This window comes from Nitrosophilus kaiyonis (genome assembly GCF_027943725.1).
Lineage (GTDB): Bacteria > Campylobacterota > Campylobacteria > Campylobacterales > Nitratiruptoraceae > Nitrosophilus_A > Nitrosophilus_A kaiyonis.
This window is the reverse complement of record NZ_AP025696.1, coordinates 1,165,922-1,192,586: the sequence shown is the minus strand read 5'-3', so window position 1 is coordinate 1,192,586 and position 26,665 is coordinate 1,165,922. Positions and strand designations below refer to the sequence as shown.

29 protein-coding genes are annotated in these 26,665 nt (G+C 29.4%); 1 reads left to right on the top strand and 28 read right to left on the bottom strand.

Annotated elements, in window-relative coordinates; genetic code table 11:
• Nucleotide 1 precedes the first annotated feature (1 nt).
• Nucleotides 2–4,429, bottom strand: a complete 4,428-nt coding sequence (gene gltB, locus QML81_RS06320; RefSeq protein ID WP_281950574.1) for a glutamate synthase large subunit — start codon at nucleotides 4,427–4,429, stop codon at nucleotides 2–4.
• 235 nt (nucleotides 4,430–4,664) lie between these two features.
• On the opposite strand from gltB, the gene recO reads away from it, so the two are divergent.
• Nucleotides 4,665–5,282 (top strand): recombination protein RecO, encoded by a 618-nt coding sequence (gene recO / locus QML81_RS06315; RefSeq protein WP_281950573.1) that lies wholly within the window; start codon nucleotides 4,665–4,667, stop codon nucleotides 5,280–5,282.
• Here the strand turns inward: recO and QML81_RS06310 are convergent.
• The 27 genes from QML81_RS06310 to proB all read right to left on the bottom strand — a co-directional run bounded on the left by QML81_RS06310 (nucleotide 5,279) and on the right by proB (nucleotide 26,651).
• Nucleotides 5,279–5,983 carry a hypothetical protein gene (locus QML81_RS06310; RefSeq protein WP_281950572.1) on the bottom strand — a complete coding sequence of 235 codons (705 nt, stop codon included), beginning with the start codon at nucleotides 5,981–5,983 and terminating at the stop codon, nucleotides 5,279–5,281. The genes recO and QML81_RS06310 overlap by 4 nt on opposite strands.
• A 74-nt stretch (nucleotides 5,984–6,057) precedes the next feature.
• Entirely contained in the window at nucleotides 6,058–6,510 is a 453-nt protein-coding gene (locus tag QML81_RS06305; protein WP_281950571.1) for a CBS domain-containing protein, read from the bottom strand.
• Nucleotides 6,507–6,767 (bottom strand): EscU/YscU/HrcU family type III secretion system export apparatus switch protein, encoded by a 261-nt coding sequence (locus tag QML81_RS06300; RefSeq protein WP_281950570.1) that lies wholly within the window; start codon nucleotides 6,765–6,767, stop codon nucleotides 6,507–6,509. Before QML81_RS06300 ends, QML81_RS06305 begins: the two co-directional genes overlap by 4 nt.
• 1 nt (nucleotide 6,768) lies before the next feature.
• Entirely contained in the window at nucleotides 6,769–7,845 is a 1,077-nt protein-coding gene (locus QML81_RS06295) for a hypothetical protein (RefSeq protein WP_281950569.1), read from the bottom strand.
• A 405-nt stretch (nucleotides 7,846–8,250) separates the two neighbouring features.
• On the bottom strand, nucleotides 8,251–9,018 hold the full coding sequence (locus tag QML81_RS06290; protein ID WP_281950568.1) for a tRNA 2-thiocytidine biosynthesis TtcA family protein: 768 nt from the start codon (nucleotides 9,016–9,018) through the stop codon (nucleotides 8,251–8,253).
• Between the two features lie 9 nt (nucleotides 9,019–9,027).
• Nucleotides 9,028–9,717 (bottom strand): 5'-methylthioadenosine/adenosylhomocysteine nucleosidase, encoded by a 690-nt coding sequence (locus QML81_RS06285; RefSeq protein ID WP_281950567.1) that lies wholly within the window; start codon nucleotides 9,715–9,717, stop codon nucleotides 9,028–9,030.
• 118 nt (nucleotides 9,718–9,835) lie between these two features.
• Nucleotides 9,836–10,765 (bottom strand): ACP S-malonyltransferase, encoded by a 930-nt coding sequence (gene fabD, locus QML81_RS06280; RefSeq protein WP_281950566.1) that lies wholly within the window; start codon nucleotides 10,763–10,765, stop codon nucleotides 9,836–9,838.
• Nucleotides 10,762–11,520 (bottom strand): sigma 54-interacting transcriptional regulator, encoded by a 759-nt coding sequence (locus QML81_RS06275; RefSeq protein ID WP_281950565.1) that lies wholly within the window; start codon nucleotides 11,518–11,520, stop codon nucleotides 10,762–10,764. Before QML81_RS06275 ends, fabD begins: the two co-directional genes overlap by 4 nt.
• Entirely contained in the window at nucleotides 11,492–11,998 is a 507-nt protein-coding gene (locus QML81_RS06270; protein ID WP_281950564.1) for an FKBP-type peptidyl-prolyl cis-trans isomerase, read from the bottom strand. Before QML81_RS06270 ends, QML81_RS06275 begins: the two co-directional genes overlap by 29 nt.
• Before the next feature lie 77 nt (nucleotides 11,999–12,075).
• Nucleotides 12,076–12,996 carry a tetratricopeptide repeat protein gene (locus QML81_RS06265; RefSeq protein ID WP_281950563.1) on the bottom strand — a complete coding sequence of 307 codons (921 nt, stop codon included), beginning with the start codon at nucleotides 12,994–12,996 and terminating at the stop codon, nucleotides 12,076–12,078.
• An 18-nt stretch (nucleotides 12,997–13,014) separates the two neighbouring features.
• On the bottom strand, nucleotides 13,015–13,572 hold the full coding sequence (locus QML81_RS06260; protein ID WP_281950562.1) for an OmpA family protein: 558 nt from the start codon (nucleotides 13,570–13,572) through the stop codon (nucleotides 13,015–13,017).
• A 63-nt stretch (nucleotides 13,573–13,635) separates the two neighbouring features.
• The gene (gene tolB / locus QML81_RS06255) at nucleotides 13,636–14,895 is read right to left on the bottom strand and encodes a Tol-Pal system protein TolB (RefSeq protein WP_281950561.1); all 1,260 of its coding nucleotides are present in this window, start codon (nucleotides 14,893–14,895) and stop codon (nucleotides 13,636–13,638) included.
• Between the two features lie 180 nt (nucleotides 14,896–15,075).
• Nucleotides 15,076–15,822 carry a TonB C-terminal domain-containing protein gene (locus QML81_RS06250; RefSeq protein ID WP_281950560.1) on the bottom strand — a complete coding sequence of 249 codons (747 nt, stop codon included), beginning with the start codon at nucleotides 15,820–15,822 and terminating at the stop codon, nucleotides 15,076–15,078.
• Complete coding sequence (locus tag QML81_RS06245; RefSeq protein ID WP_281950559.1) at nucleotides 15,815–16,204, bottom strand: ExbD/TolR family protein; 390 nt, start codon at nucleotides 16,202–16,204, stop codon at nucleotides 15,815–15,817. Before QML81_RS06245 ends, QML81_RS06250 begins: the two co-directional genes overlap by 8 nt.
• Before the next feature lie 2 nt (nucleotides 16,205–16,206).
• Nucleotides 16,207–16,776 carry a MotA/TolQ/ExbB proton channel family protein gene (locus QML81_RS06240; RefSeq protein ID WP_281950558.1) on the bottom strand — a complete coding sequence of 190 codons (570 nt, stop codon included), beginning with the start codon at nucleotides 16,774–16,776 and terminating at the stop codon, nucleotides 16,207–16,209.
• On the bottom strand, nucleotides 16,776–17,165 hold the full coding sequence (atpC, locus tag QML81_RS06235; protein ID WP_281950557.1) for an ATP synthase F1 subunit epsilon: 390 nt from the start codon (nucleotides 17,163–17,165) through the stop codon (nucleotides 16,776–16,778). Before atpC ends, QML81_RS06240 begins: the two co-directional genes overlap by 1 nt.
• A 33-nt stretch (nucleotides 17,166–17,198) precedes the next feature.
• Nucleotides 17,199–18,602 (bottom strand): F0F1 ATP synthase subunit beta, encoded by a 1,404-nt coding sequence (atpD, locus tag QML81_RS06230; protein WP_345741167.1) that lies wholly within the window; start codon nucleotides 18,600–18,602, stop codon nucleotides 17,199–17,201.
• 28 nt (nucleotides 18,603–18,630) lie between these two features.
• Nucleotides 18,631–19,515 (bottom strand): ATP synthase F1 subunit gamma, encoded by an 885-nt coding sequence (gene atpG / locus QML81_RS06225; protein ID WP_281950555.1) that lies wholly within the window; start codon nucleotides 19,513–19,515, stop codon nucleotides 18,631–18,633.
• A 9-nt stretch (nucleotides 19,516–19,524) separates the two neighbouring features.
• Nucleotides 19,525–21,042 (bottom strand): F0F1 ATP synthase subunit alpha, encoded by a 1,518-nt coding sequence (gene atpA, locus QML81_RS06220; RefSeq protein ID WP_281950554.1) that lies wholly within the window; start codon nucleotides 21,040–21,042, stop codon nucleotides 19,525–19,527.
• 19 nt (nucleotides 21,043–21,061) lie between these two features.
• Nucleotides 21,062–21,592: a F0F1 ATP synthase subunit delta gene (locus tag QML81_RS06215; protein ID WP_281950553.1), complete on the bottom strand. Its 531-nt coding sequence runs from the start codon at nucleotides 21,590–21,592 to the stop codon at nucleotides 21,062–21,064.
• Nucleotides 21,593–22,108, bottom strand: a complete 516-nt coding sequence (locus QML81_RS06210) for a F0F1 ATP synthase subunit B (RefSeq protein WP_281950552.1) — start codon at nucleotides 22,106–22,108, stop codon at nucleotides 21,593–21,595. It abuts the gene before it with no gap.
• 9 nt (nucleotides 22,109–22,117) lie between these two features.
• Nucleotides 22,118–22,543, bottom strand: coding sequence for a F0F1 ATP synthase subunit B family protein (locus QML81_RS06205; protein ID WP_281950551.1), 426 nt, complete (start codon nucleotides 22,541–22,543; stop codon nucleotides 22,118–22,120).
• A 70-nt stretch (nucleotides 22,544–22,613) separates the two neighbouring features.
• Nucleotides 22,614–23,468 (bottom strand): ParB/RepB/Spo0J family partition protein, encoded by an 855-nt coding sequence (locus tag QML81_RS06200; RefSeq protein WP_281950550.1) that lies wholly within the window; start codon nucleotides 23,466–23,468, stop codon nucleotides 22,614–22,616.
• Nucleotide 23,469: 1 nt separating this feature from the next.
• Entirely contained in the window at nucleotides 23,470–24,255 is a 786-nt protein-coding gene (locus QML81_RS06195; protein ID WP_281950549.1) for a ParA family protein, read from the bottom strand.
• Nucleotides 24,252–24,887, bottom strand: coding sequence for a biotin--[acetyl-CoA-carboxylase] ligase (locus QML81_RS06190; RefSeq protein WP_281950548.1), 636 nt, complete (start codon nucleotides 24,885–24,887; stop codon nucleotides 24,252–24,254). The genes QML81_RS06195 and QML81_RS06190 overlap by 4 nt, the downstream gene beginning before the upstream one ends.
• On the bottom strand, nucleotides 24,868–25,782 hold the full coding sequence (fmt, locus tag QML81_RS06185) for a methionyl-tRNA formyltransferase (protein WP_281950547.1): 915 nt from the start codon (nucleotides 25,780–25,782) through the stop codon (nucleotides 24,868–24,870). Before fmt ends, QML81_RS06190 begins: the two co-directional genes overlap by 20 nt.
• A gap of 107 nt (nucleotides 25,783–25,889) precedes the next feature.
• The gene (proB, locus tag QML81_RS06180; RefSeq protein ID WP_281950546.1) at nucleotides 25,890–26,651 is read right to left on the bottom strand and encodes a glutamate 5-kinase; all 762 of its coding nucleotides are present in this window, start codon (nucleotides 26,649–26,651) and stop codon (nucleotides 25,890–25,892) included.
• Nucleotides 26,652–26,665: the final 14 nt, after the last annotated feature.

Below are 26,665 nucleotides of genomic sequence, written 5' to 3'. Positions count from 1 at the left end.
ATTATTCCCCTTCCTCAAGGTTTAGAGGTACTTTTGTAAGCTCTTTTGGTCGTACCATCCAGAAATTTCTAAGTTCCATTCTAAAATTTTCTAAAATATTTTTTGCTTTTTCACTTTTTGTCTCATTATAATAGATTTTAAGAAGCCTTTTTAGATAATGCCTTGCCTCATCATACTCATCAGTATCAATTCTTCTTGCTTCAATCAGCTCTTGATTTATCTTTTCAGCAAATTCATGCTCTTTATCATAAACAAAAGCAAGCCCTCCAGTCATACCTGCACCAAAGTTAATACCTGTTTTACCAAGAACAACAACTATTCCACCAGTCATATATTCACAAGCATGATCGCCTGTTCCTTCTACTACTGCCAAAGCTCCAGAGTTTCTAACAGCAAATCTCTCTCCTACACTCCCAGCAACAAAAAGTTTCCCACCTGTTGCTCCATAAAGACATGTATTTCCTGCAAGTGAAAATTTTTCACCATGTTTTTTACCAGTTATTACAATTTTACCACCATGCATTCCTTTTCCAACATAATCGTTTGCTGCACCTTTTAGATAAATATTTACTCCGTTTATTAAAAATGCTCCAAGACTTTGACCTGCAACACCTTCTAATTCAATATTAATTGTCCCATCTTTTAATCCGCTGTCTCCATAATATTTTGCAATCTCACCACTAATTCTTGCGCCAAAACTTCTATTTATATTTTCTATTTTTTTTCTAATTGTTATAGTAGAATCAGGATTTTCAATCGCTTGATATATCTCTTTTAATACCTCTTTTTCAAACTCATTTTTATCAAATGGTTCATTGGATTTTACTTGACAAGTATCAGGTCCTTCTAATCTTTGAAGAACTGAACTAAAGTCAAATTTTTTCGCAAAATTTGTTTCAACAACCTTTAATAGATCGCTTCTTCCAATAATCTCTTCTAAACTTCTATATCCCAGATTAGCTAGTATCTCTCTGACATCCTCAGCCAATAATGTAAAATAGTTTATAAGTCTATCAACAGTACCTACATAATGATCTCTTAAAAACTTATGTTGTGTTGCTATACCAACAGTACATCTATTTAAATGGCAAACTCTAAGTATTTTACAGCCAAGAATTGTTAAAACACCTGTACCAAAAGCATAACTTTCAGCTCCAAGAAGTGCAGCTTTTACAATATCAAGTCCAGTTTTTAAACCTCCATCAGTTTGTAGATGAACAAAACTTCTTAAATGGTTTGCTTTTAGTGCGTTATGAGCTTCAGCAAGACCAAGTTCCCAAGGATTTCCAGCAAATTTAATTGAGCTAAGTGGTGCTGCACCAGTTCCACCTTCACCACCTGATATTATTATCTTATCAGCATAAGCTTTTGCAACACCTGTTGCAATTGTTCCAACACCTGCAGTTGAAACAAGTTTTACTGCAATTTTAGCATCAGGGTTAATCTGTTTTAGATCGAAAATAAGTTGAGCTAAATCTTCAATAGAGTAGATATCATGGTGTGGCGGAGGAGAAATTAGTGTAACTCCTGGAATTGTATGTCTTAATTTTGCAATAAGTTCAGTAACTTTATGTCCAGGAAGCTGTCCACCTTCTCCTGGTTTTGCGCCTTGAGCAATTTTTATCTGTATCTCTTCGGCACTTCTTAAATAAGCTGGAGTTACACCAAATCTACCGCTAGCAACCTGTTTGATTTTAGAGTTTTTAATCGTTCCAAATCTTGCTGCATCCTCTCCACCTTCACCTGAGTTACTTTGAGCTCCAATCTTATTCATAGCTTCAGCTATGCACTCATGAGCTTCTGGAGAAATTGAACCAAGACTCATAGCAGCACTTGCAAATCTTTTAAATATATTTTCAACAGGTTCCACTTCATCTATATCTATTGGTTTTCTATCACTTTTAAATTCAAAAAAGTCTCTTATCATTCTAAAACCACGACCATCAACCATATTTTTTAATTTTTTAAAGTCCTCTTTATCTCCTGTAATACTTGCAGTATGAATCTGATTTACAGTATTTGGCGCAAAATCGTGATATTCAGTTTTATCTATATATTTATAAAATCCTCCAAGTTCAAGTGGAAAAACTCTTTTTGTTAAATCAATTTCATAAGCTTTTTTATGATAATTTTCTAATCTCTCTTCTAAATCCTCATAAGTTAATCCACTTAAATGACAATGTGAACCTTTAAAACACTCTTCTACTATATCTTTATCAAGTCCAATAATATCAAATAGAGCACTATTTCTATAAGAAGCTATAGTTGATATACCCATTTTTGACATTATTTTTAAAAGGCCACCATTTATAGCTTTATGTACATTTTTAAACTCATTTCTAATCTCATATGCACTTAAATCTTTTTTCTTTTTAAGATATTCATAAACAGTTGCAAACAGAAGATAAGGATAAACAGCTGAAGCTCCATAACCTATTAAAACAGCAGCAGAGTGAGAATCATAAACCTCGCCAGTGATTGCTATCATAGAGACAAGATGCCTAATTTTTTCTTTTAAAAGTGTTTGATTAACTTTTCCTATTACTAATGCCATTGGCATAGTTTTCTTAAATTGGCTCAATTCTCTATCATCAAATATAACTATTCTAATTTTTTCTTCTTTTACAGCTTTTACCACTACATCAGCTAATTTTTGAAGAGAAATTTTTAAATCTTTATCAAATGCAGTTGAAAATGTTTTTGCTTTATAATTTTCTTTAAATCTTGGATGTTTTTCATCACCATATGAAATTAATACATCAAGTTTATCTTTTGTTAGAATTGGAGATACAGATTTTAGTCTGCAAGCATGATTTGGATCTTCATCTAAAATATTGTGTATTTCACCAAATCCTGTATTTAAACTCATTACAATTTTCTCTCTAATAGGATCAATTGGCGGATTTGTAACTTGAGCAAATTTTTGTTTGAAAAAGTCTGTAAAACTTCTTTGATGCTTGCTAAAAGCAGCAAGTGGAGTATCATCACCCATTGAGCCAACAGCCTCTTTGCCATCTTTAATCATAGGCTCTATTACCTGTTCAATAACTTCATGAGTAATATTGTAAAATCTCTGTTTATGAACAATATCTTCAATTTTATAATCTTCTAAATTTCCAAATGGGTTCTCAACATGCTCTTGAAGATAAACCATATTTTCATTTAGCCATTTTGCATATGGTTTTGAATTTTTTAAATATTCATTAATATCTTCATTTTTTAATATTTTCCCATATTTTAAATCAAGGGCAATCATCTCACCACTTTGAAGTCTTCCTCTCTCTAAAATATCTTCTTCTGGGATTTGTAATATTCCATATTCACTTGCAATAATTAATCTATTATCTTTAGTAATTATGTATTTTGCTGGTCTTAATCCATTTCTATCAAGAACACATCCAATATATCTACCATCAGTCATACTTACTGCAGCTGGACCATCCCAAGCCTCAAAGCATGTACTTGAATACTCATAAAAAGCTCTTAAATTTGCATCCATATGTGGTGCATTTTGCCAAGGAGCAGGAATTATAGAACGTGCTGCTTTAAAAAAATCGATTCCATTAATAAGTAAAAACTCAAAAAAGTTATCTAAACTTTTACTATCACTTGCACCCTCTTCAAGTATTGGCAAGATTCTTTTAAGCTCTTCATCGCTAAACACTTCACTTTTTAAAGCTTCACATTTAGCCATTACATTAAATCTATTTGCTGTTATGGAATTTATCTCACCATTATGAGCAATTGCTCTAAATGGTTGAGCAAGTCTCCACTCAGGAAGTGTATTTGTCGAAAATCTTTGGTGAAATAGTGCAAAACTTGCTTCAAAATCTGGATCTTCTAAATCTGGATAAAACTTTTTGATATATGTTGGCATAACAAGGCCTTTATATGCTATGACCTTATTTGAAAATGTAGGAATATAGAAATCTTTATCATCTTTTAATTTAAGTTCTATCTCTCTTCTTGTTAAATAAAGCAGAGCTTCAAATCTTTTTACTGCCATTAAAGAGTTAGGTTCTACATATATTTGAACAATTTTTGGTAATGTTTTTAAAGCAAGTTCTCCTAAAGCAGTAGTATCTACAGGTACCTCTCTAATTAACAAAACTTTCAAATCATTTTTTTCACAAATTTCTTCAAAAACTTCAAGATTTTTTTCATCTTTATAAAAAACCATAGCAACTGCATAATCTTTTGGAAGAGCAACTCCGGCTTCACCAGCTTTTTTTTCTAAAAACTTTTTTGGAAGAGAAAACAAAAGCCCACTTCCATCACCACTTTTACCATCTGCAGCAATTGCGCCTCTATGCATCATTCTCTCTAAAGATTTTACTGCATCCAAAACATTTTTATGGCTTGGTCTATTATAAATATCTGCAAGCAAACCAAAACCACAATTGTCTTTATAACTTGTTAATATATCCATCTATAAACCCCTTTGGCTTTTGAGTGTTTAAACTAACTTTAAACCTTATTTTTGTATATAGAAAATTACTAAATTGTACTTAATAGTTAGTTAATAACTACTTAAAAATGGTTGAATAGTTAAATTGGTTAAGTTGATGAGTAGTTTAGTAGTTAAATAGTTATAATGGGCGAATAGCTATATAGTTTTTTGTATAATTTAATCACTCAACCAGTTTAACGAAAATAGGTAATATATGCAAGGTTTTATATTAAAAATTACAAAAGCAAAAAATGAAGATTTAATTGTAAATATTTTAACACAAAAACATCTTTATACTCTTTATAGATTTTATGGTGCAAGACATAGTATTATAAACCTTGGATATAAGATAGATTTTGAAATTGAATATTCTCAAAAAGCATATCTTCCAAGATTAAGACATATAACTCACCTTGGATTCAATTGGCTTTTAAACAATCAAAAAGTTCTCCTTTGGCAACAATTTATTCAAAGATTTTATGAGCATTTAAAAGATCTATATGAAGTTGATAATATCTATTTTGATATCTTAGATAAAAGCTCTAAAATTTGGGAAAAACAAAATCCCAAAAGAGTTGCAATTGAGAGCTATGTTAAACTTTTAGAATTTGAAGGAAGACTCCATAAAGATTTTAGATGTTTTATCTGTAATGAAAAAATTGAAAAAGATCTCTCATTAGCAAGAGGTTTTTTACCTGCTCATTCTCATTGTATACATTCAAATATATATCCAAAAAAAGAGATTGAATATCTATTTAATAATAAAAAAACTCTTTTTTTGGATGATAAAATTATAGATAATCTATGGAATATTTTAATGGAGGGATTTTAATTATTTTCTAAATCACTCACATCTAAATCTGTACCAGCTAACCTAATACCACCATATTGAACTTTTTGTAAAACTTTTGTCTCACCTAAAGGATCCTCTTTAACAATATAAAGTTGTGCAAAAATATGTATTGGATGAAAAACAAAATCTAAAAGTTCAAATTTTTCGCCTTCATATCTTATATAATCAGTTGATACTGTATCACATAAAAGATCATAAATTCCTTCTCTGAATATATCATATTGATCAAGACCTTCTAAACACTCAATATAGCCAATTTCAAGCTTTTGAGGATCAATATTTTCTACTTCAATATCACTGTCAAAATCCCATAAAGCTTCACCCTCAAAATTTTTTATAAAAAATAGATCTCCTACATTTGCATTTTCTATATCTTTTATAAGCTCTTGAGGTTTTATATTTTTTAGAGTAATTTCATCTAAAACTATTTCTTTTGTTGTAGAGTTTGTTAATTTAAATTTACAATTTTCTGGTTCAACTCCATGAATCTCCTGATGATAATCATACGCGTCTGCTTCACCTGTCTCAATAAATTCATTTAATATCTCCATAAGTTCTATAACATCTTCTTTAACTTCAATATCATAAGCACTAAAATCTATTCCTTCTATTTCCATTCTTGAAAGATTATAAATTTTAAAAATTTTTGCTGTACCATTTATTGATAAATTCAATCCCATTATTTCTCCTACTTAAAAATATTTACTTTAGAGGTGCCCTTTATTTATTATAGCCAAGTTTTGTTTAATACCTTTTAACTTCCAAGCTTTTTTTCTTCTTTATCAATCTCTTTATAAAAAATCTTTACTAAATCATTTAGTTCTTGTGAAATTAGTTCTAATATATCATCACTTGATAAAATTCCTATTAAATATCCATATATATCAACAACTGGTACTCTTTTGACACCTTTATCTTTCATTCTCTCTAAAGTTTCATAAATATCATCTTTTTCTTTTGCAATTAAAAGATCCTTACTCATAACATCTTTAATTAAAATATCATCTGGATTTGCTTGTAAAGCTACTATTTCTACAACAATATCTCTATCAGTTAAAATGCCTACAGGTATTCTTCCATCTTCACTCTCTTCAACTATCACTATATCTCCAACATGAAACTTTCTCATCAATCTTGCAGCATCAGTTATACTATCATTTTCATAAGCGATAACTGTTTCTCTTATACAAAGTTCTCCAGCTGTCATTTTTTCTCCTTTTTATTGTTATATATAAATATTAAAATATTTGCAACTGCTTTATAAAGTTTTGGAGGAATCTCTTCATAAATATCAAGTTTTGATAATACCTCTAAAAGATCAGGATCTTCTTTTATAGGTATATTATACTCTTTTGCTTTTTTTAAAATATTTTCTGCAATATTTCCTTTTCCTTTTGCAACAACTTTTGGAGCATTGTCATTTTTTTTATTATATTTTAACGCAACTGCCTCTTTTTTTTGCATTTTAAACCTTTGTATCAATTATAGAAGAAAGCTTTTGCAAATTTTTTATATCAATACCTTTACCAAAAGAGACAAAAATATTTTCAAAACCATCTTTTTTTAACTCCTGTTTTAAAACTTCAATGCTGTTTTTTAAATTTTTTTCAAAATCTTTGCTTTCAATTTCAAATACAATTTTTAAATCATCACCAAACAAAAAAATTGTTGAATCAACTTTTCCATAATCTACAAAATCCAATATAATCTTGCACAGATATTGATTTTTCTTTTCGCCTTTTTTCATAATAAACTCTGAATCATTCAACTCATCCCAAATAAGAGGAAGATAGGTATAAATTCCATCAATTAAATTTGATAAAAGTTGGTAATTTTGAATACTCGATATTAAATGTGAAACCTCTTTTTTAATATCTTTATCCTCTGTATTATCTAATATTGATAAAAGAGAGGCTTTTATATCCTTTATAATATCTTTTTTTTCTATTTTTTTAGAAATTTTATTTTCAAAAAAAATTCCACTATCTTCTATAGCTTTTTTAATTTGTAAAAAATCTATTTTTGATAAATTTATAAATTGAGATTTTAAGCTATTTATTAAACTGTTATCAATATTTTTATTTTCTAAATTTTTTAGAATATTTTGCATATTTTTTGTTAAATTTTCATACTCATTAAAAAAATCTTTTTCAATTAGCTGTTTTAAAATCAACTCTTTATTATGTTCATTTTTAGAAAGCTTTATATAAACATCTTGATTTAATTTAATATCTATATTTTCCAATTTATCTAAAATATTTTTATTTCTACTTTCTGTTGAGAGAATTTGCAGTTTTAGTTTCTTATCTGAATCTTGGGTATCCATCACTCTTAAAAGTAAATTAGTATCTTTTTTTAAAGGAATTTCAGTTTTAATATGAACATGTTGCCCTTTAAGTCTAGCTACAACAGCACCATTAGGTAAAATATCAATTACTTCAGCTTTAATAGTTTCTCCAACTTTAAAGCTAATAGATTTACCAAGAGGTTTATTAAGATATAAAAACTCAAAAGGTTCAGTATATGGCTTAAAATGTATCATAATTTATTATAACAAATTAGAAATTAGACATTAGTCATTGGTCATTAGACATTGGGAATTGGGAATCAGGAATTGGCCGCTTTACTTCCTTATTCTTCAGCCTTCTACCTTCAACCTATCCGGCTTCACAGCTTCACAGCTTATCATCTTACCCCATTATCACATTATCTCCTATCCCGCTATTCCACTTTCTAACTTTCTCACTCTCTAACTCACCAAATTTAACCGAAAATCTTCATTCTCTTCGCTCATTTGATTTTCTTCAAGGTAAACCAGCTGTTCGTATGCTCAGACACGAAATTCCTTGAATTTCGGCTTCGCATATACTCTCAGCTTTCGCTTCAGGCACAGACAACAAACAATTATTGTCTTAAAGCTTCGCTTTGCCCTCGCTCACTTACCACCTTACTCACCTAAATTAAACCTTGTTTTATCTAAAAAAGTATCATCATGAATATGTCTAAAAGATGCTTTGATATATTTTATTACATCTGGGAATCTTTTTTCCAAATCAGCAACAAAGCTTTTCATATTTTCTCTAACATAGGGCTCTTTTATATCAAATCTCATTGCAGGGCACATCTCATCACCAATTGCAAAAAAGTTGTTTCTTTCAACAAATCCTTTAAGTTGTCTCTCTCTAACTTCTATCAAAGGCCTAATAACATATAATCCTTTTTCGGTTTTATATATAGGAGGCATGCTTCTCATAGCCCCATTGTAAAACATATTCATAAAAAAACTCTCAACTGCATCATCAAAATGGTGTCCTAAAGCAAGTTTGTTAAAACCATTTTCCAAAGCATAAGTATATAGTGCTCCTCTTCTCATTCTTGAAAAAAAGCTGCAATATGAAGAGTTTTTTCTTATTTTATCCTTTGCAATTTCAAATATCTCAGTCTCATATATTTCATGCTCAATTTCATACTCTTGACAATGTTTCTTTAAATAATCATAATTTTCACCCATTCCATAGCTAATGGTTACTGCTTTGAATTCAAAACTATATGGAGCAACTCTTTGGATATGTTTTAAAGCATGGATTAAAGTTAGAGAATCTTTACCTCCACTTAAACCAACTAAAACTTTATCTTTATCTTTTATAAGTTCAAACTCAAAATTTGTTTTTGCAATCTGTTTTATAAGCTTTTTTGTAAACTCAGCCCTTTTCAAATCTAAATCCTATACCATTTCATCTAGCATAGAAATTATAAAATCGGCACTTATTTTTGAAGACTTTTCCAAAAATTTATCAAAATCAAATCCAGCATCCATATCTGCAGCATCACTTATAGCTCTTAAAATAAAAAAAGGAATATCAAAAGCATCACATACTACAGCAACCGCAGCTCCTTCCATCTCTAAAGCATCTGCACTAAATGTATTTTTAATCCACTCTTTTTTCTTAGGATCAGCTATAAATTGATCACCCGTTGCGATAATTCCCTCTTTTAAATCAATACCTTTGGTTTTGGCAATATTTTTTGCCAAAAATAGAAGTTCTTTATCACTTTCTATATAAACTTTACCTTCTGGAACATACCCATATGGATGTCCAAAAGCTGTAATATCAAGATCGTGCTGACAAAGTTTTGTTGCTGCAATTAAATCTCCAATTTTAAGATTTTCATTAATTGCGCCAGCTACACCACTAAAAAGAAGCTTTTGTGCTTTAAAATGCTGTATCATAACTGAAGCTGTTAAAGATGCAAAAACTTTACCAATTTTACTATAGGCTAAAACTACATCGATCCCTTTATATTTTGCTTCATAATATCTATTATCTGCTAGTTCATAAGATTTAATATCGTTCATATATGATAAAAGTGGTTCAATCTCTTCTGGCATTGCACCCATTATAGCAATCTTCATTAAAACTCCTAATTTGGTTTATTGGTTATTGGTATATTAGTAATTGGAAATAGATAGCTTCAAAGATTTTTACCAATAACTAATAACCAATATACCAATTACTTCTTTCAAACTCAACTTACTCAACTGCTTTTAAAGCTTCCTCTAACGTTTTCATATTATTTACATTTATTGTTGGGACTTTTGTTATTCGCCTATTTAGCCCTTTTAATACTGAGCCCTCTCCAAATTCTATAAAAAGTTCTGTTTCATTTTCAATATTTTTAATAGATTGTTTATAAAGTACTGGCTCAACAAGCTGTCTATCAAGAAGTTCTATTGCATCTTTTTTTGAATTATAAGGTTTTGCGCTAACATTAGAAATAACTGGAGAGATAAAACTATCTTTTATAAATTTTTCTAAATACTCTCTTAAAGGCTTTCTTGCATCTTCCAGTAATGGACAGTGACTTGCAACACTCATATTTAATAAAAGTGCTCTTTTTGCCCCTTTTTCTTTAAATATATTTTCAATACTTTTTAAATCATCTTTTATTCCAGCCACTACTATTTGACCATCACTATTATAATTTGCAGGCCAAACTTTTTTACCATCTTTTCTTGCATCTTCACATATTTTTTCAACATCTTCATCACTTAAGCCCATTACAACCATCATACCACCATTTACACCTTTAGCAGCATCAGTCATAAATTTTCCTCTATTATGAACAAGTTCAACTCCATCAATTACATCTAAAGCATTTACACTAACAAGAGCACTAAATTCACCTAAAGAGTGTCCTAAAGAGTATAATGGTTTAATATCTAAATTTTGAGAAAACAGTTTATGAGCAATTGAACTAACAAGTAAAATAGCAGGTTGTGTAAACTCAGTTTTATTAATATCTTCATTTTCTTCAAATAAAAGCTTTTTAAAATCAATTTTTAATCTATCACTTGAGTTTTCAATTAACTCTTTTGCGATTTGAGAATTTTCATAAAAATCTCTGCCCATTCCTATCTTTTGACTACCTTGTCCTGGAAAAAGAAAAACAACTTTTTTCATAACCAATCCTTATTTTCATTAATTTTTTTTCTAAGAGTATTTCTATTTAAACCAAGCATTTCAGCCATTTTTAGCTGACTTTTAAATCTTTTAAATCCAGCTTTAATTAGAGGTACTTCATATAGATATAAAAACTGTTTATAGTCTTTTTGAGTACCAATTTTATTGATTAGATATTTTTCTAAACACATCATTATCTGCTTATCAGAAATATTCTCTAAAAAAAAATGTAAATAAATATCTTTTTTTATAGAATCTCCATTTTCATCAAGATTAAAATCAATCTTTTCAAGATTAATATCTAAATCTCTTGAAAATATCTCATTTGCCTCTTTTAAAAACTTCTTAGCTATAGGCAATATATCTTCTGGTCTATCTTGTAATGGTGGAATATATATCTTTATAGGAAATATTTTATCTATAATTTCACTTTTTGTTATCTGATTTGATGTAGCAATAATTCTATGTTTTTTATCGATTTCTTCAAAAATATGAAGATTTTTACATTTTTCGATATTTAAAATTATAATATCTTTGCTACTTTGAGATAGTTGTTTTAAATTAGAGAGATTTTCTTTTATAACTGGAGCATCATTTGAGATATATTTAGCTAATAGCTCTTTACCTACTCCTGTTGGTCCTTCGATTAAAACATTAATATTTAGAGTTTTTAATATATTTGCAGATTTTAAGGCCTCTTTCGAGGCCTTTGAGTTTGCTATAAAATTAGCAGCCACATCCTGTTCCACATCCACAAGACTCATTAGGGTCAATTACTTGACCTGTCATAGCCTCTTCTGCAGTTGCGTCTCTAACTCCTAAAATTTTTACAGTGAATAGAAGATCTTTACCAGCCAATGGATGATTAAAATCTATAACTACTTCTTTATCATTAAATGATTTTACAGTAACCTGTACTGTTTCTCCATTTTCTCCTTGACCATAAAGAGTCATTCCTTCTTGTAGATCAATACCTGCGAACTGTTCTATTGGAAGTGTTTGAACTGCATTTTCATCTTTTTGTCCATATGCTTCTTCTGATCTAACTAGTACATCAGCTTCTTCATTTTCACTCATCTCTTTTATTTTATTCTCAAGACCAGGAATAATTTGACCTTTTCCTGTAATAAATTGTAGAGGTCTTTGTCCCTTGTTAGAATCAATTACTTCATTTGTAGCTGCATCTCTTACTTCATATTCCATTGATACAACTTTGTTGTCTGCTATTGCCATTGTAAACCTTTCATCTTTATTTGCGCTTAAGATTGTATCAAAATTTTCTTTCGTTTATATTAATTTATTTAAATAAATTATAATTTTTTAATATTTTTCTTTGCTATTTTTGCAGCTTTACTTTTTGGATATTTCTTTATTAAATTCTCATAAAAAATCTTGGCCTCTCTTTTTTGGCCAATTCTTTCTAAAGATATGGCAGTATGAAGTAGTAAAGTAGGCATATAGGAAGCTTTAGAATAAAGATTTGCACTATTTTTATAATGTTCTATTGCACAACTGTAATCTTTTTGATAATAACAAATCTCACCTATATAAAAATTTGAAGTGGCAGGTTTATAATGCTTTTTTATAGAAGCTAAAAAATACTCTTTTGCTTTATCATAATCTTTCTTTTTATAAAATTTTTGTGCTTCTTTAAATAGTGTTGCACCACTTTTTGAGGCTATTTTTTGTTTTTGTCTCTCTTTTTTGATTTCTAAAAATTTTCTATCAATATAAGAATAAACTTTCTCAATCTCATTTTTAAATTCATTTTTATTAACATATGTACTATTTATAGAATCAATTAATGTTGTCAATTCATTAAGAACTTTTTTAATCTGTTCAAAGTTTTCTTGTTGTAATGAAATAGTCTTATTTAAATCCTCTTTCAATAATGAGATTTTTTTATCAACCTCTTCCTTATCTTTATTTTTTTCTTCCAAAATGGTATTTATTTTGATTTTAATTTCATTAAGATTATTATCTATTCCTTCTACTACGCTTCTTAATCCTTCAACTTTTTCTTCTAATTGATCAATTTTAGAACTATTTATAGCACTCTGCTTTTTTACAGATTCGATATTTTTTTTATTTTGAAGAATATATTTTTCTGTAGTAGTAAGTCCATAAGGATTTGGGCTCTCTAAATTTCCAGCTTCAAAAGCAGATGGTTCTTTTGCAAAAAGGGGGAGGCAAAAAAATAGTAATACCATAAATTTTTTATAATTTTTCATTTTGCCTCCTCTAAAGAATTATGGAAGTAAAGTAAACTCTACTCTTCTATTTTTTCTCCAACATGGAATATTGTGTTCAGTACATACAGGATTGCTTTCTCCATAACTTATAAGTGTCATTCTTGAACTTTCAACGCCTCTTGCAGCTAAAGCATCTCTAACTGATTTTGCTCTTTTTAAGCCAAGGGCATAATTATACTCATCTGTACCCCACTCGTCACAATTTCCCTCAACTCTAATTTTAAACTCTTTTGCATCCTCTTCATTGAAAAGTTCTGCATCAAAATCTACATTTTCAACTTGATCAGGTCTTATATTATATTTGTCAAAATCAAAATATATCTTTTTAGCTTTTGCTTCAATTGCTTTCATTTTTTGAATTTTTAATTCTTCTTCGCTTAAATTTGCACTCTCAGGAGTAACCTCAGAAATTCCTTCCCCTTCACTTACTGTCGTAGCTTGTTCTGTAGCTTGAGCAGCTTGGCCTTGAGGTGCCTCTATCTCAACACTCTTTTTCGCACAACCGCTAAAAATCAAAGCAGCAACAAAAAGTCCAATATACAAACTTTTTTTCATAATTTCTCCTTTTAAATTCAACTTTTTATAATTTTACCAATATTTTTCTTAAAGCCAACTCTATTACCAATCTATCGATTGAATTTTTCCTACTTTTAAAGGATATAGATAACTTTTATTATAATTTAGCCTTATTATTCCAAGAGCGCTTTGGTTTTTTAAATGTTTTATAAAGAGTATAGATTCACCATCAATTGAAAATCTTGGAAATTGATTAACACCTGTTGCTGTTAATCTTCTTATATAATCACTTTTTGTAGATATAAGATAAAGGTTAAATATATTTTTACCAAATTCATTATTTGATTCTCTGCTTGAATATACTATATAATTGCCATAAGCCGAACAAGAACTATTATTTTTTCCATGATATACAAGTCTTTCAACACCAATTCCATCAATTGATTTTGCAAATATATTTGGATATCCTAATCTATCAGAAACAAATACTACTCTTTTATCATTTTCAATAAAATTACCATTAACATCAATACCTTTATATTTTGTTACTCTTTTTAATGTTTTTGTTAAAAGGTTATAAACATAAATATCTGGCTGAAAATTTGGCGCCATTGTAATTAAAAGTTTTTTACCGTCTTTACTAACATCAGAACAGACAATCATTCCTTCGCTTGATAAAACTTTTGCCCTTTTGCCAGTATAAAGATTTACTCTATATAAAGTTGGCTTTTTTTCATATGCAGTATAGTAAAAAGTCTTTTGATCTTTATCCCCCCATTTAGGAAAAACATTTAAACCACCTTGGATTATGGTTTTTTGATATGTTAATGTATAATCACTTACTACAATATCTGCATTTCTAGGTTTTGTATATTTTGAAAAAATAACAAATCTTCTCATCCAATCAACAGATGGTGCACCAATGAAATCATTTATATCACATACAATTTTATGAGCTAAAAAAGGATATCTTTTACTGCCTCTTATTTTATATATTTTTTGATATGCAATTTCATCTGTTTTCATATTGAAAAGTTTTACTTTTGCAATTAGATTTGCATAATCATCATAATTCAATTCATATCTTACAACTAAATTATTGTTTTTATATTTTGAAAAATCAAATGAAGAGTCAAAATTGGAATAATTATATTTCTCATCAACATTAAAATGAGAGGTTACTTTTAAATCTGCTACTAGCAATTTAAAAAATTTTTTATTCAATCTATCACTAAAAGCTGGCGATGAGTCTTCTACACTAATTAAAGGCTTTTTCCCCACCTCTTTTACAACTTCTAATGTTAAATCTTTTGCAAAAATATATGATACAAGCAGTATGCATATTAAAAAAATTTTTTTCATATTTCCTCCAGTTTATAATAGTCATTGGACATTAGTCATTAGTCATTGGGAATTGGTCGTTTTCCTTATCCCTTACCCCCTTATCCCCTTACCTCCTTGACATCTATCCTTCTATTCCACTATCCCGCTATACCCCTATTCCACTATAACTATCACTAAACTAATAACTAATGACCAATTTTATTCTTTTGCTTCAAAATATACAGTAATCTCTTTATAACCTTCTTTTGGTATTGGAAACTTTTTAGTTTTTAAATACTCTAGATATTCTATCAACTCTTTGTTAAAAATTTCACTAGGTGAAAAAAGTAAAACTTTATAATCAAAATTCCCACTACTATCTATCATGATTTTTACTTTAGCTCTATTACCTGCACTCTCTTGTGATGGTAACCAATATTTATATAATATCTCATAAACTTTTGACATATATGGATCATTTTCACCTTCAACAGACTCTATACTAGCTTTTGCCAAAACTCTACTTACATCTTTAATATTCATCTTTTTTAATATCTCTTTGGCTGATTCTTTCTTTCTTAAACTCTCTCCTTTAAATCTACTTGGCGGAGTTCTCTTTTTAATTGGTTTAGCTTTTTTCTTGATAGTCTTTTTCTTTGATGTTTTTATAGTTGAAAAAAGTTTGGAAATATCTATCTCTTCTTTTGGTGAAAGTGAGCCTACTCTTTTTTTAGTTTTTTTTGCCTCAATTTTCTCTTTAGGTCCTGTTTTTTTAATTTTCTTTGTTTCGATTTTTTTTATTTTTTGCGGCTCAATTAAAGAAACTTCAACACTTTTTTGTTTTATATTAAATTTTTTCAAAATCTCTTGATTTTCAACAAAATAAAAAAGCATTAAAATAAAAATAGAAATATATAAAAATATAGAGAAAAACCCTGAGATATAAAAAAGCTTTTTATTATCCATCTGTAACCAATGAGACCTTTGCAAATCCTGCTTCTTTTACTGTTTTTAAAATATACATAACATCCCCGTATGAGAGCCTTTTATCAGCTCTTATGTAAACTGGAGAGTTTTTATCATATTTTTGTGCCAATAAAATAAAATTATCAGCAAAATTTGAATAATTGTATCTATCTTTTTTTATATAAATAATTTTATTCTTATCAACTCTAATTTCAATAGTTTCACTTTTTTGTAAAACTTTAGTTTTAGAACCTTTTGGAAGTTCAATAAGCTCTTCATATATTAAAGCAGGAGTTGTTACCATCAAAATAGCAAGAAGAACAAGCATAACATCGACTAAAGGAGTTATGTTTAATTCCGGTTTTTCTTCCCAATCAAACATATTTACCTTCTTGATAAGAGCAAATCACTTTGCATCTGTAATAGAGAAATTACTTCAAATCCTTTTCTTTTTAGAAATAGATGATAAGAATATGCAAAAACTGCAACAAAAATGCCAGCAGCAGTTGCTACTAAGGCTTCACCAATTGCGGGGGCTATAACGCCAATAGAGGCTTTTGAAGCACCTAACATACTAAAAGCTTCTAAAATTGAGATAACCGTTCCAAAAAGACCTATAAAAGGAGAAGTAGATGCAGCAATAGATAAAAATGTCAACCCTTTAGTTGCCTCTTTTGTTGCAGCAAATTTACAAAAATCTAATATATCTTTATCTAATTTGTCAGCTTTTTTTATGCAGTTATTTAATACTGAATTGTGAGCAACCCTAATTGAGCCAAGATATAAAGATTCTAATGATGCTTCTTCTTTTTTTATCCAAGATTTTATTGAAAAAAATCTATAGAAAAAAATCCAATTAACTAAAATAAAATATATAGATAGCAGTATTAAAACTGCTATCGTAACAGGACTGCTTCTATCAATGTAGTCTAAAAGAATATCTATTGCTCTCATTATATTAACTTAGCGGCTTTTTCAATCCTTGCTTCAACAGTAGCTAAAGCGGCTTTATTTTCACTAGCTTTTTCAACTAACTCTTTTGCTTCTTTTATAGCTTTAGCAATATCACTTTCAGTCTCACCTGCTAATGGTACTGCACTATCTACTAGTACAGTAGCTTTATTTTCATCAACTTTAACATGACCCCAGTTTATAACAATAGACTCTTTCGAGCCATCTTTTTTTTCAATTTCAATTACTCCTGGCTTTAAAAGAGATAATAAAGAAGCATGTTTTGGTAATACACCAAACTCCCCCTCTTCTCCAGGAAAAGTTACACTTTTAACATCATCATCAAAAATCAATCCTTGAGGAGTAACAATTTCTAATCTTAAGGTCTCCATCAATATCCCTTTCTATACAAAGCAAAAGCTTTGTTATGCTTTTGCTTTCATTTTTTCAGCTTTTTCTAAAGCCTCATCCATATTTCCAACCATATAGAAAGCTGCTTCTGGAATATCATCATATTTACCTTCAAGTAATCCTTTAAATCCTTCTATTGTCTCTTGAAGAGTAACATATTTTCCAGGTGCACCAGTAAATACTTCAGCAACAAAGAATGGCTGAGATAGAAATCTTTCTATTTTTCTTGCTCTTTCAACTATTAATTTATCCTCTTCACTAAGTTCATCCATACCAAGAATAGCAATAATATCTTGTAAATCTTTATATTTTTGAAGCACTGCTTGAACACCTCTTGCTACTTTATAATGCTCTTCTCCAATAATATTTGGATCAAGCATTCTTGATGTACTATCAAGAGGGTCAACTGCTGGATATATACCTTTTTCTGCAATACGTCTATTAAGAACAGTTGTTGCATCTAAGTGTGCAAAAACAGACGCAGGAGCTGGGTCAGTCAAGTCATCTGCTGGTACATAAACAGCTTGTACCGATGTAATTGATCCTTTTTTGGTCGATGTAATTCTCTCTTGAAGTTTTCCCATCTCACTTGCAAGAGTTGGTTGATAACCAACAGCTGATGGAATACGTCCAAGAAGAGCACTCATCTCTGCACCAGCTTGTGCAAATCTAAATATGTTATCTATAAACATTAAAACATCAAGTCCAAGTTCATCTCTAAAATATTCTGCCATAGTTAAACCAGTTAATGCAATTCTGTTTCTAGCACCAGGAGGTTCGTTCATCTGTCCATAGCATAGGGCAACTTTATCCAAAACGTTTGACTCTTTCATCTCATTGTAAAGGTCATTACCTTCTCTTGTTCTTTCACCAACACCAGCAAATACAGAATATCCAGAGTGTTTAAAAGCAACATTATGGATAAGTTCCATAATAATAACTGTTTTTCCAACACCAGCACCACCAAATAGCCCAACTTTACCACCTTTAGCATAAGGCGCAAGTAAATCAACAACTTTAATACCTGTTTCAAAAATTTCTTGTTTTGTACTTTGATCTTCAAATGCTGGTGCACTTCTATGGATTGACCAATAATTTTTTGCTTTTAAAGGTTCTCCCTCATCTATAGTTTCACCAACTACATTGAATATTCTACCAAGTACTTCTTCACCAACTGGAACTTTAATAGGTCCACCAGTTGCTTCAACTTCTAAACCTCTAACAAGCCCCTCAGTCATATCCATAGCGATTGTTCTTACTCTGTTATCACCAAGGTGAGCAGCAACTTCAAGAACAAGTTTTTTCTTTTCACCTTCGACTTCATAATCAACATGTATAGCTTCATTTATAGCCGGTAGATAAGATTCAAAATCAACATCTACAACCGGTCCCATTACCTGAACGATTTTTCCTTTCATTTCAGACATTCATTTCTCCTTAGATTTCTTATTTCATTGCTTCCATACCGCTGATAATTTCTATCAGCTCAGTAGTAATAGATTCTTGTCTTGCTTTATTGTATGAGATAGTTAATTGCTCAACCATCTCTTTTGCATTGTTTGTAGCTGCATCCATAGCTTGCATTCTTGCACTATGTTCAGCAGCTAGTGAATCGATCAACGAATAATACATATTATATTCAATATATTTTTTGATTAATGATTCAAGAACCTTTTCACTATCTTCAGGTTCAAGTTCCATCATTGATGTACTCTCTTTCATCTCAATTTTATTAATATCAATAGGCAAAACATTATTTATTTTTAATTCTTGAGCTATCATAGATTTATAACCATTATGAACTAAAATTATTTTATCTGTTTTGCCATCTAGAAAATCTTCTACTGATATATTAATAAATTCTGCTGCTTTTTTATAATCTGGAGAAGCACTTAGCCCTATAACTTCATCCATAAGTTCAATATCTTGGAATTTAAAATATTCTATACCTTTCTTTCCTATAGCTCTTAATCTAATTTTAGATTTTTTTTCACTATACTCTTTTATCAAAGAGTTAACAGTTTTAATTGTTTGATGGTTAAATCCACCACATAAACCTTTATCAGCAGTTATAAAAACTATATCAACTACTGCAGGCAGTTCAATATCTTCAAAATATCTGCTTTTTATACCACCAACTTTATATTTATGGATAGAATAGCTAATTTCTGCCAAAGTTTCATTAATTGCATCCGCAAAAGCTTTAGAACGTTTTGCTAACTCTTCAGTCCTTCTTAACTTGGCAGTTGATACAAGTTTCATAGCCCTAGTTGTTTTTTGCGTGTTTTTAACACTGCTTATTTTTCTTTTTATATCTTTTAAATTTGCCATTTACTATCCTTATTCGGCGCTAAATGTTGCCTTAAACTCTTCAATTGCTTTATTCATTAACTCTTTTAATTCATCATCAAGTGCTTTTTTTGTTCTAATTTGCTCAAAAACTTGAGGATATTTTGCTTCTACAAATGGATAAAGCTCAGCTTCAAATTTTGTTACTTTATCTGCAGGAATATCATCTAAAAATCCATTTGCACCTGCATATATTATAAGTACTTGCTTTTCAACTGGCAGTGGTGAATAAGGTGGCTGTTTTAAAACTTCAACCATTCTTTGTCCACGCTCTAACTGCTTTCTACTTGCTTCATCTAAATCACTAGCAAATTGAGCGAAAGCTTGAAGTTCTCTATATTGTGCAAGATCTAGTCTTAATGTTCCAGATACTTGTTTCATAGCTTTAATTTGAGCAGCACCACCAACTCTAGAAACAGATATACCAACATTAATTGCAGGTCTAATACCAGCATTAAATAGATCTGATTCTAAGAAAATCTGTCCATCAGTAATAGAAATAACATTAGTTGGAATATATGCTGAAACATCACCTGCTTGAGTCTCAATAATTGGAAGAGCAGTTAAACTTCCAGCACCCAACTCATCATTTAGTTTAGCAGCTCTTTCAAGCAATCTTGAATGGATATAAAAAACATCACCAGGATATGCTTCCCTTCCAGGAGGTCTTCTTAAAATCAAACTCATCTCTCTATATGCAACTGCATGTTTGCTTAGATCATCATAAACTATCAATGCATGTCTTCCATTGTCTCTGAAAAATTCTCCAATTGTAACACCAGTATATGGAGCTAAAAATTGCATAGTTGCAGAATCACTTGCACCAGCATTAACAACAATTGTATAATCCATTGCTCCATGCTCTTCTAGTTTTCTAACAACTTGAGCAACTGTTGACTGTTTTTGTCCAATTGCAACATATATACATATAACATCTTGGCCTTTTTGATTGATGATAGTGTCAATTGCAACAGTTGTTTTTCCTGTTTGTCTATCACCAATAATCAACTCTCTTTGTCCTCTACCAATTGGAACTAATGCATCAATAGCTTTAATACCGGTTTGTAATGGCTCATGAACAGATTTTCTTGCCATAATTCCTGGAGCTTTTTCTTCAACAAATCTAAATTCAGTTGCTTCAATTGGACCTTTTCCATCAATAGGCTCACCAAGAGGATTTATAACTCTACCTATAAGAGAGTCACCAACTGGTGTTCTTAGAAGTTTTCCAAGTCTTTTAACGCTCATTCCCTCTCTAATACCTTCACCTTTACCGAGTACAACTATACCTACTGCTGACTCTTCAAGGTTAGCCGCCATACCTTTTTCACCATTTTCAAATTCAAGCATTTCGCCTGCCATTACATTATTAAGACCATATACTTTTGCTATACCATCAGCATAAGAGATTACTTTTCCTGTCTCATCAACATCAATTTTTATCTCGAAATCTTCGATTCTCTCTTTTATTATAGAGCTAATCTCATCTGCTTGCAATTTATGTGCCACAGTTTCTCCTTTCTTTTGTTTATATTGCTTTTAGAATATGTTCAATTATTTGATTTTTAATCTTTGATCTTGAAAAACTTATCTCTATTCCTAAACTATCAACTTCAACTTTAATTCCATCATATTTTTGAGGTGATTTTTTTAAAACAATTTTTGCACCTACTTTCTTACTTAAACTATCTTCTATCTCTTTTAGTTCTTTATCATTTAATTCTGTTTCAGAATAAACTTTACCTTCATATTCATTTTTTAAAACATAAAGTTGATTTTGAAGTTCTCTTGAAATATCTGGAATTAAAGATATCCTCTTTTTTTCAGCCAAAAGTTTTAAAAAGTTTTTAATTTTTTTATCTTCTTCTTTTATTGCATTAAGTAAAAGTTCGCACTTTTTTTCCTCCTTAATTTCAGGAGAGGCAAGAATATCTTTTATCTCTTTTTCTTTAAAAAGAGAACTAAGAGCTTTTAGAATACTATTATATTTTTCAAGTTCGTCAATTGAAGAACTATCAACTAAAGCTTTTACATATCTTTTAGCAATTAACTCTTCCATTTATGCAACCTTTTTTGTTATTAGATTTACAAACTCTTTTTCATTTATAGAGATATTTTTATCTTCAAAAGCCTCATCCAATATATTTTTGACAAGATTTCTTACCATTTTTCTCTCTTCAAGTTCGCAATTTTCTTTATGCATTTTTTCTAAAACTTTTAACTCTTCTTCTAAATTATCTTTTATTTTATCACTTAAAATTTTCCCCTCTTTTTTTGCAATCTCAACTATTTCTATAGCTTGTTTTTTAGCCTTTTCAAGTTCAGCTTCTGCTTTTTCCATCTCTTCTTTTGTCTCTTTCAGTTTAGCCTGAACAGATTCAAGTTGTGCAGCAATTGAAGCACTTCTTCCTTTAAAGAAATTTTTTATAGGTTCTGCCAAAAGATAATACAATATTCCAGCAAAAATCAAAAAGTTAACAGTTCTAGGCAAAATGTCCGTTGAGCCACTTCCTTCGTTTGCAAAGGCAACTGAACTCAAAGCCAAAATTAATAAAAATGCAAGTTTAGCTTTCACTATATCTCCTTATTGTAATTTGCTAAATTTTGCTTTAATAGCTTCTTTAAAAAGCGGTGTTTGAGAAAGAAGAGTATTTTTAATATTCTCTTCATCTTCTTTTAGCTTTATTTTAAAAGATTCATACTCTTTTGCAAGTTCCTCTTTTTTCTCTTCTATTACTCTATTTGCATACTCTTTAGCTTCATTAATAATCTCATTTTTAATTGAAGCTGCTTCGGCTTTTGCTTTTGCAATTATTTCATCAGCCTCTTGAAGAAGTTTAGTAGAACCACTACTATTTTTATTTGCATCTTCCATATCTTTTCTGATGCTCTCTTCTCTTTCCTGCATAAAATTAAGAAGTGGTCTATAAAGCCATCCATTAAGAACTGCAACTAAAATAAAAAATATTACTGCAGTCATAATAATTAGCCCAAAACTGATATCTAACATCAGGTCTCCTTTTTTTTCCTTTTCAAATTGATTGTGATTTTATCATATGAAATTATATTTTTTTATTAAATTAATAGTTTTTACTTAAAAAACTTTCTAAAAAGTAACTAATTTCATCACTATTTTTAAACTCTATAATCAATTTGTTATTTTTTATTTTAAAATTTAATGGTGTATTTTCTAAAGATTTTTTTACATCAGATAAATCTAAAATATCTTTTTTATTTTCTTTTTTATTTCTATTTTCTTGATTTTTCTCTTTTTTTACAAGTTTTTCAACATCTCTTACACTTAATTTTTGTCCAATAATTGAATCAACTAATATCTTTTGTTTATCTTTATCTAATCCTACTAAAACTTTAGCATGACCTGAACTTATTTTTCCACTTTTTATCGCCTCTTTTGTATAATCGCTTAAATGAAGAAGTCTTAAAGTATTAGTTATATGTGCTCTACTTTTATGAACAATATTTGATAACTCTTCATGAGTAATATTATAATCCTCTATTAACTCTTTATATGAAAGTGCTAAATCTATAGGATTTAAATCCTCTCTTTGAATATTTTCTATAAGAGCAATCTCTCTAAATTTTTTTGGCTCTATATCAATAACTATTGCTTTTATTTTTTCAAGGCCAGCCAATTTAGATGCTCTTAATCTTCTTTCTCCTGCAATTAAAATAAAACCGTCAATATCTTCAGTAACAACAATAGGTTGAAGAAGACCATTTTTCTTAATTGAACTTGCAAGTTCTTTTAAATTTTTCTCATCAAATGTTTTTCTTGGCTGATGTGGATTTACTCTAATTGCATCAATATCAATATCCAAGATTCTATTTTCATCAAGATTTATCTCATTTTCATAAGCTTGGGTTACTTCCCCAAGTATTGCGCCTAAACCTCTTCCTAATGTTTTTTTTGCCATTTTACTTTTCCAATATAACTTTTGCTAAACTTTGATATGCCATACTTCCTGATGATTTATTATCATATAAAATTACAGGCTTTCCAAAACTTGGAGATTCGGCCAATTTTACATTTCTAGGAATAACAATAAATGTTGAATTTTTTTCATCTTTAAATAGTTTATTTTTAAAATGGTGAGAAAGATCTGCAAAAACCTGTTTTGATAGATTATTCTGTTTACTATACATTGTTGGTAAAAATCCTTTTATAGTAAGTTTTGGATTTATAGTTTTTCTAATAAGTCTTATAGTATTTAAAAGCTGAGCAAGACCCTCTAAGGCAAAAAATTCACACTGTATTGGAATTATAACCGAATTTGCTGCACTTAATGCATTTATTGTCATTGGGCCAAGCGCTGGAGGAGAATCAATAATAACAAAATCAAACTCATCTTTTATACTATCTAGTTTCTCTTTTAATACCAATTCTCTTTGTTTTGCACGAGAGCTATAAAACTCCTTTTCAACTCCTACTAAACCTATATTTGATGGAGCAAGATAAAGATTTTCAACAGAAGTTTTCAATATGATCTCTGATAATTTTTTTGATCCAATCATTACATGATAAATATTAAACTCATAATCATTTCTACTATACCCAAGGCTTGTAGTAGCATTAGCCTGAGGATCAGCATCAATTAATAAAACTTTTTTATTTTCAAGCGCCAATGATGCTGCAAGATTTACTGCAGTTGTGGTTTTGCCTACACCACCTTTTTGATTCGCTATAGTTATTATCTCACTCATCTTAGTGAATAAATCCTTTTAGAGTTGATTTCTATCGAGCCATCTTCACAAAGTTTGGCATTTTCTAATGAAATTTTTTCATTTTTAGAATGAACAAAATATTTTTTGCTCTTATGAAATTCTAACTTATATTTACTAAAAATTTCCTTCCATGAAATTTTTTTTTCAATCTTTTCAAAATATTTTTCCAATATTTCATTTTTATCAATCTCAATATCAAGTTTTCCGAAATTTTCGGGGTTTTCTTTGATATTTAGCCCTATTCCACAAATTATTATATTTCCGATTAAATTTGAAATTGTCCCACCAATTTTTAAATTTTCAATATAAAAATCATTTGGCCATTTTAACCAAATTGATGAGCCCTCTTCTTCTAAAATTGATTTTAATATATAAGAAAAATAAATAGATGAAGATTGTATTTTTAAATCATTTGGAAGATCATTTAAATAAATAGCAAAAGAGAAAAAAAGATTTCCAGATCTGCCTATCCATCGATTTCCTCTGCTACCAATACCATTTTTTTGATTTTTTGCTACAACTGCTACTGATGGTAACAACTCTTTTGATTTTATTTTTTCAATTAAATATAGCTGTGTTGAGTTAACTTCATCAAGATAAATAATCTCCAATACCTATTCTCCTACCTCTTAAATAGCTAAATATATCCATACTCTTTTTTGAAGGTGGCTGAACTTTTATAATCTCTATTTTTCCTTTTTCACAACCCACTATAACACCATTATCACTTAATTCTAAAATTTTTCCCTTCTCATATGACCCCTCTTCATCAGCTATATCTATTTCAAGAAGTTTCAATCCACTTTTTAAAAATATTCCTGGCCAAAAATAAAAGGCTCTATATTTGTTATAAACTGTTTTTGCATCTACAAAATCAACTAATCCATCATCTTTTTTTATCTTTTTACAATAACTTGCATCAACACTATTTTGTTTAACAGGAGATATTTTGTGATAATTTTTCAAAACTTTTGGTGTTAAAATTTTTGCAGAGAGTGAAAGTTTTTCAAAAAGTGTAGGTGCTACATCATTTTTTTCAATATTTACAATTGAATAAGCTAAAATATCACCAGTATCTAAGCCCTCATCCATAAGCATAGCAGTAACACCAGTAATATCATCACCATTTAAAAGAGCTTGCTGAATAGGACTTGCACCTCTATATTTTGGTAAAATTGAGGCATGAAGATTGATACATGGTGCAATATCTAATATCTCTTTTGGTAAAATCTGTCCATATGCCGCAACAACTATGAAATCTGGATTAAGCTCTTTTATATCTTTTTGAATATTTTTATTTTTTAAATTTATAGGCTGAAAAATAGGAATATCAATATTCTCTTCAATTAAAAATCTTTTTACATCTGGCGGAGTTAAAATCTTTTTTCTTCCTACAGGTTTATCTGGCTGAGTAAAAACTGCAACTACTTCAATATTTTCATCTTCAATTAATCCCTCTAAAATGGCAGTTGCATAATCTGGAGTGCCCATAAATATAACTCTCATTTAAAAACCTTTTTGGTAATTGGTATATTGGTTATTAGTTATTGGCAAAAGAATAAAAATTATTTATTATATACTAATATACTAATAACTAATATACCAATAACTAATTATTGCTTCCTAAAAAGTGTTCCACCTAAATGTTTGCCATCAATTAAAAAACTTTTAATATCTTTTAAGTCAAATCCACTTGCCAAAAACATTGGCAAGCCTCTTTTCATTAAAAAGTTTGCAGCTTTTAATTTTGTGACTATTCCACCTGTTGCAAAAGTATAATTTGGATTACACTCCTCTTCTAATAACTCTTGCGGAATCTTATTAACCTCTTTTAACAGTTTTGCATCACTATACTTTTTAGGATCTTTATCATAAAGACCATCAATATCACTTAAAATTGCTAACATATCAGCATCAAAATAGTATGCAACATGAGCTGAAAGTTGATCATTATCACCAAATACAAGCTCTTCTGTAGCGGTTACATCATTTTCATTTATTATTGGTATAACTCTATTTTCCAAAAGAGCTTCAATCGCATTTTTAGCATGAGCAGTTCTTTTTCTACTATCAAAATCGTCTGCACTTAAAAGCAGTTGTGCACAAATTTTATTAAATTTTTCAAATTTTTTTTGATAACTCATCATCAAAAGAGGTTGTCCAATTGCAGCTAAAGCCTGTTTATTTGCTATCTCTTTTTTATCAAGTTTTATTTTTGTATATCCTGCAGCAACTGCTCCAGAAGTTACTAAAATTACTTCATAAATATTTGATAATTTACTTATAAATTCTACAAGATTTAACATTCTTTTTTTTGCAAGCCTATTATTTTCTGTTAAAACTGCACTACCTACTTTGATAACTACTCGTTTCATCATTTTTCCTAAAT

Coding starts and splice junctions, on each gene's coding strand:
- atpD (WP_345741167.1), bottom strand. CDS start 18,602: ATGAAAGGAAAAATCGTTCAGGTAATGGGACCGGTTGTAGATGTTGAT.
- QML81_RS06215 (WP_281950553.1), bottom strand. CDS start 21,592: ATGGAAGAGTTAATTGCTAAAAGATATGTAAAAGCTTTAGTTGATAGT.
- QML81_RS06195 (WP_281950549.1), bottom strand. CDS start 24,255: ATGAGTGAGATAATAACTATAGCGAATCAAAAAGGTGGTGTAGGCAAA.
- atpC (WP_281950557.1), bottom strand. CDS start 17,165: ATGGAGACCTTAAGATTAGAAATTGTTACTCCTCAAGGATTGATTTTT.
- QML81_RS06260 (WP_281950562.1), bottom strand. CDS start 13,572: ATGAAAAAAAGTTTGTATATTGGACTTTTTGTTGCTGCTTTGATTTTT.
- QML81_RS06200 (WP_281950550.1), bottom strand. CDS start 23,468: ATGGCAAAAAAAACATTAGGAAGAGGTTTAGGCGCAATACTTGGGGAA.
- gltB (WP_281950574.1), bottom strand. CDS start 4,429: ATGGATATATTAACAAGTTATAAAGACAATTGTGGTTTTGGTTTGCTT.
- recO (WP_281950573.1), top strand. CDS start 4,665: ATGCAAGGTTTTATATTAAAAATTACAAAAGCAAAAAATGAAGATTTA.
- QML81_RS06205 (WP_281950551.1), bottom strand. CDS start 22,543: ATGTTAGATATCAGTTTTGGGCTAATTATTATGACTGCAGTAATATTT.
- atpG (WP_281950555.1), bottom strand. CDS start 19,515: ATGGCAAATTTAAAAGATATAAAAAGAAAAATAAGCAGTGTTAAAAAC.
- proB (WP_281950546.1), bottom strand. CDS start 26,651: ATGAAACGAGTAGTTATCAAAGTAGGTAGTGCAGTTTTAACAGAAAAT.
- QML81_RS06250 (WP_281950560.1), bottom strand. CDS start 15,822: ATGGATAATAAAAAGCTTTTTTATATCTCAGGGTTTTTCTCTATATTT.
- QML81_RS06300 (WP_281950570.1), bottom strand. CDS start 6,767: ATGCAAAAAAAAGAGGCAGTTGCGTTAAAATATAATAAAAAAAATGAC.
- QML81_RS06310 (WP_281950572.1), bottom strand. CDS start 5,983: ATGGGATTGAATTTATCAATAAATGGTACAGCAAAAATTTTTAAAATT.
- QML81_RS06265 (WP_281950563.1), bottom strand. CDS start 12,996: ATGAAAAATTATAAAAAATTTATGGTATTACTATTTTTTTGCCTCCCC.
- QML81_RS06245 (WP_281950559.1), bottom strand. CDS start 16,204: ATGTTTGATTGGGAAGAAAAACCGGAATTAAACATAACTCCTTTAGTC.
- tolB (WP_281950561.1), bottom strand. CDS start 14,895: ATGAAAAAAATTTTTTTAATATGCATACTGCTTGTATCATATATTTTT.
- QML81_RS06270 (WP_281950564.1), bottom strand. CDS start 11,998: ATGGCAATAGCAGACAACAAAGTTGTATCAATGGAATATGAAGTAAGA.
- QML81_RS06240 (WP_281950558.1), bottom strand. CDS start 16,776: ATGAGAGCAATAGATATTCTTTTAGACTACATTGATAGAAGCAGTCCT.
- QML81_RS06285 (WP_281950567.1), bottom strand. CDS start 9,717: ATGAAGATTGCTATAATGGGTGCAATGCCAGAAGAGATTGAACCACTT.
- fmt (WP_281950547.1), bottom strand. CDS start 25,782: ATGAGAGTTATATTTATGGGCACTCCAGATTATGCAACTGCCATTTTA.
- QML81_RS06295 (WP_281950569.1), bottom strand. CDS start 7,845: ATGATACATTTTAAGCCATATACTGAACCTTTTGAGTTTTTATATCTT.
- QML81_RS06305 (WP_281950571.1), bottom strand. CDS start 6,510: ATGACAGCTGGAGAACTTTGTATAAGAGAAACAGTTATCGCTTATGAA.
- fabD (WP_281950566.1), bottom strand. CDS start 10,765: ATGAAAAAAGTTGTTTTTCTTTTTCCAGGACAAGGTAGTCAAAAGATA.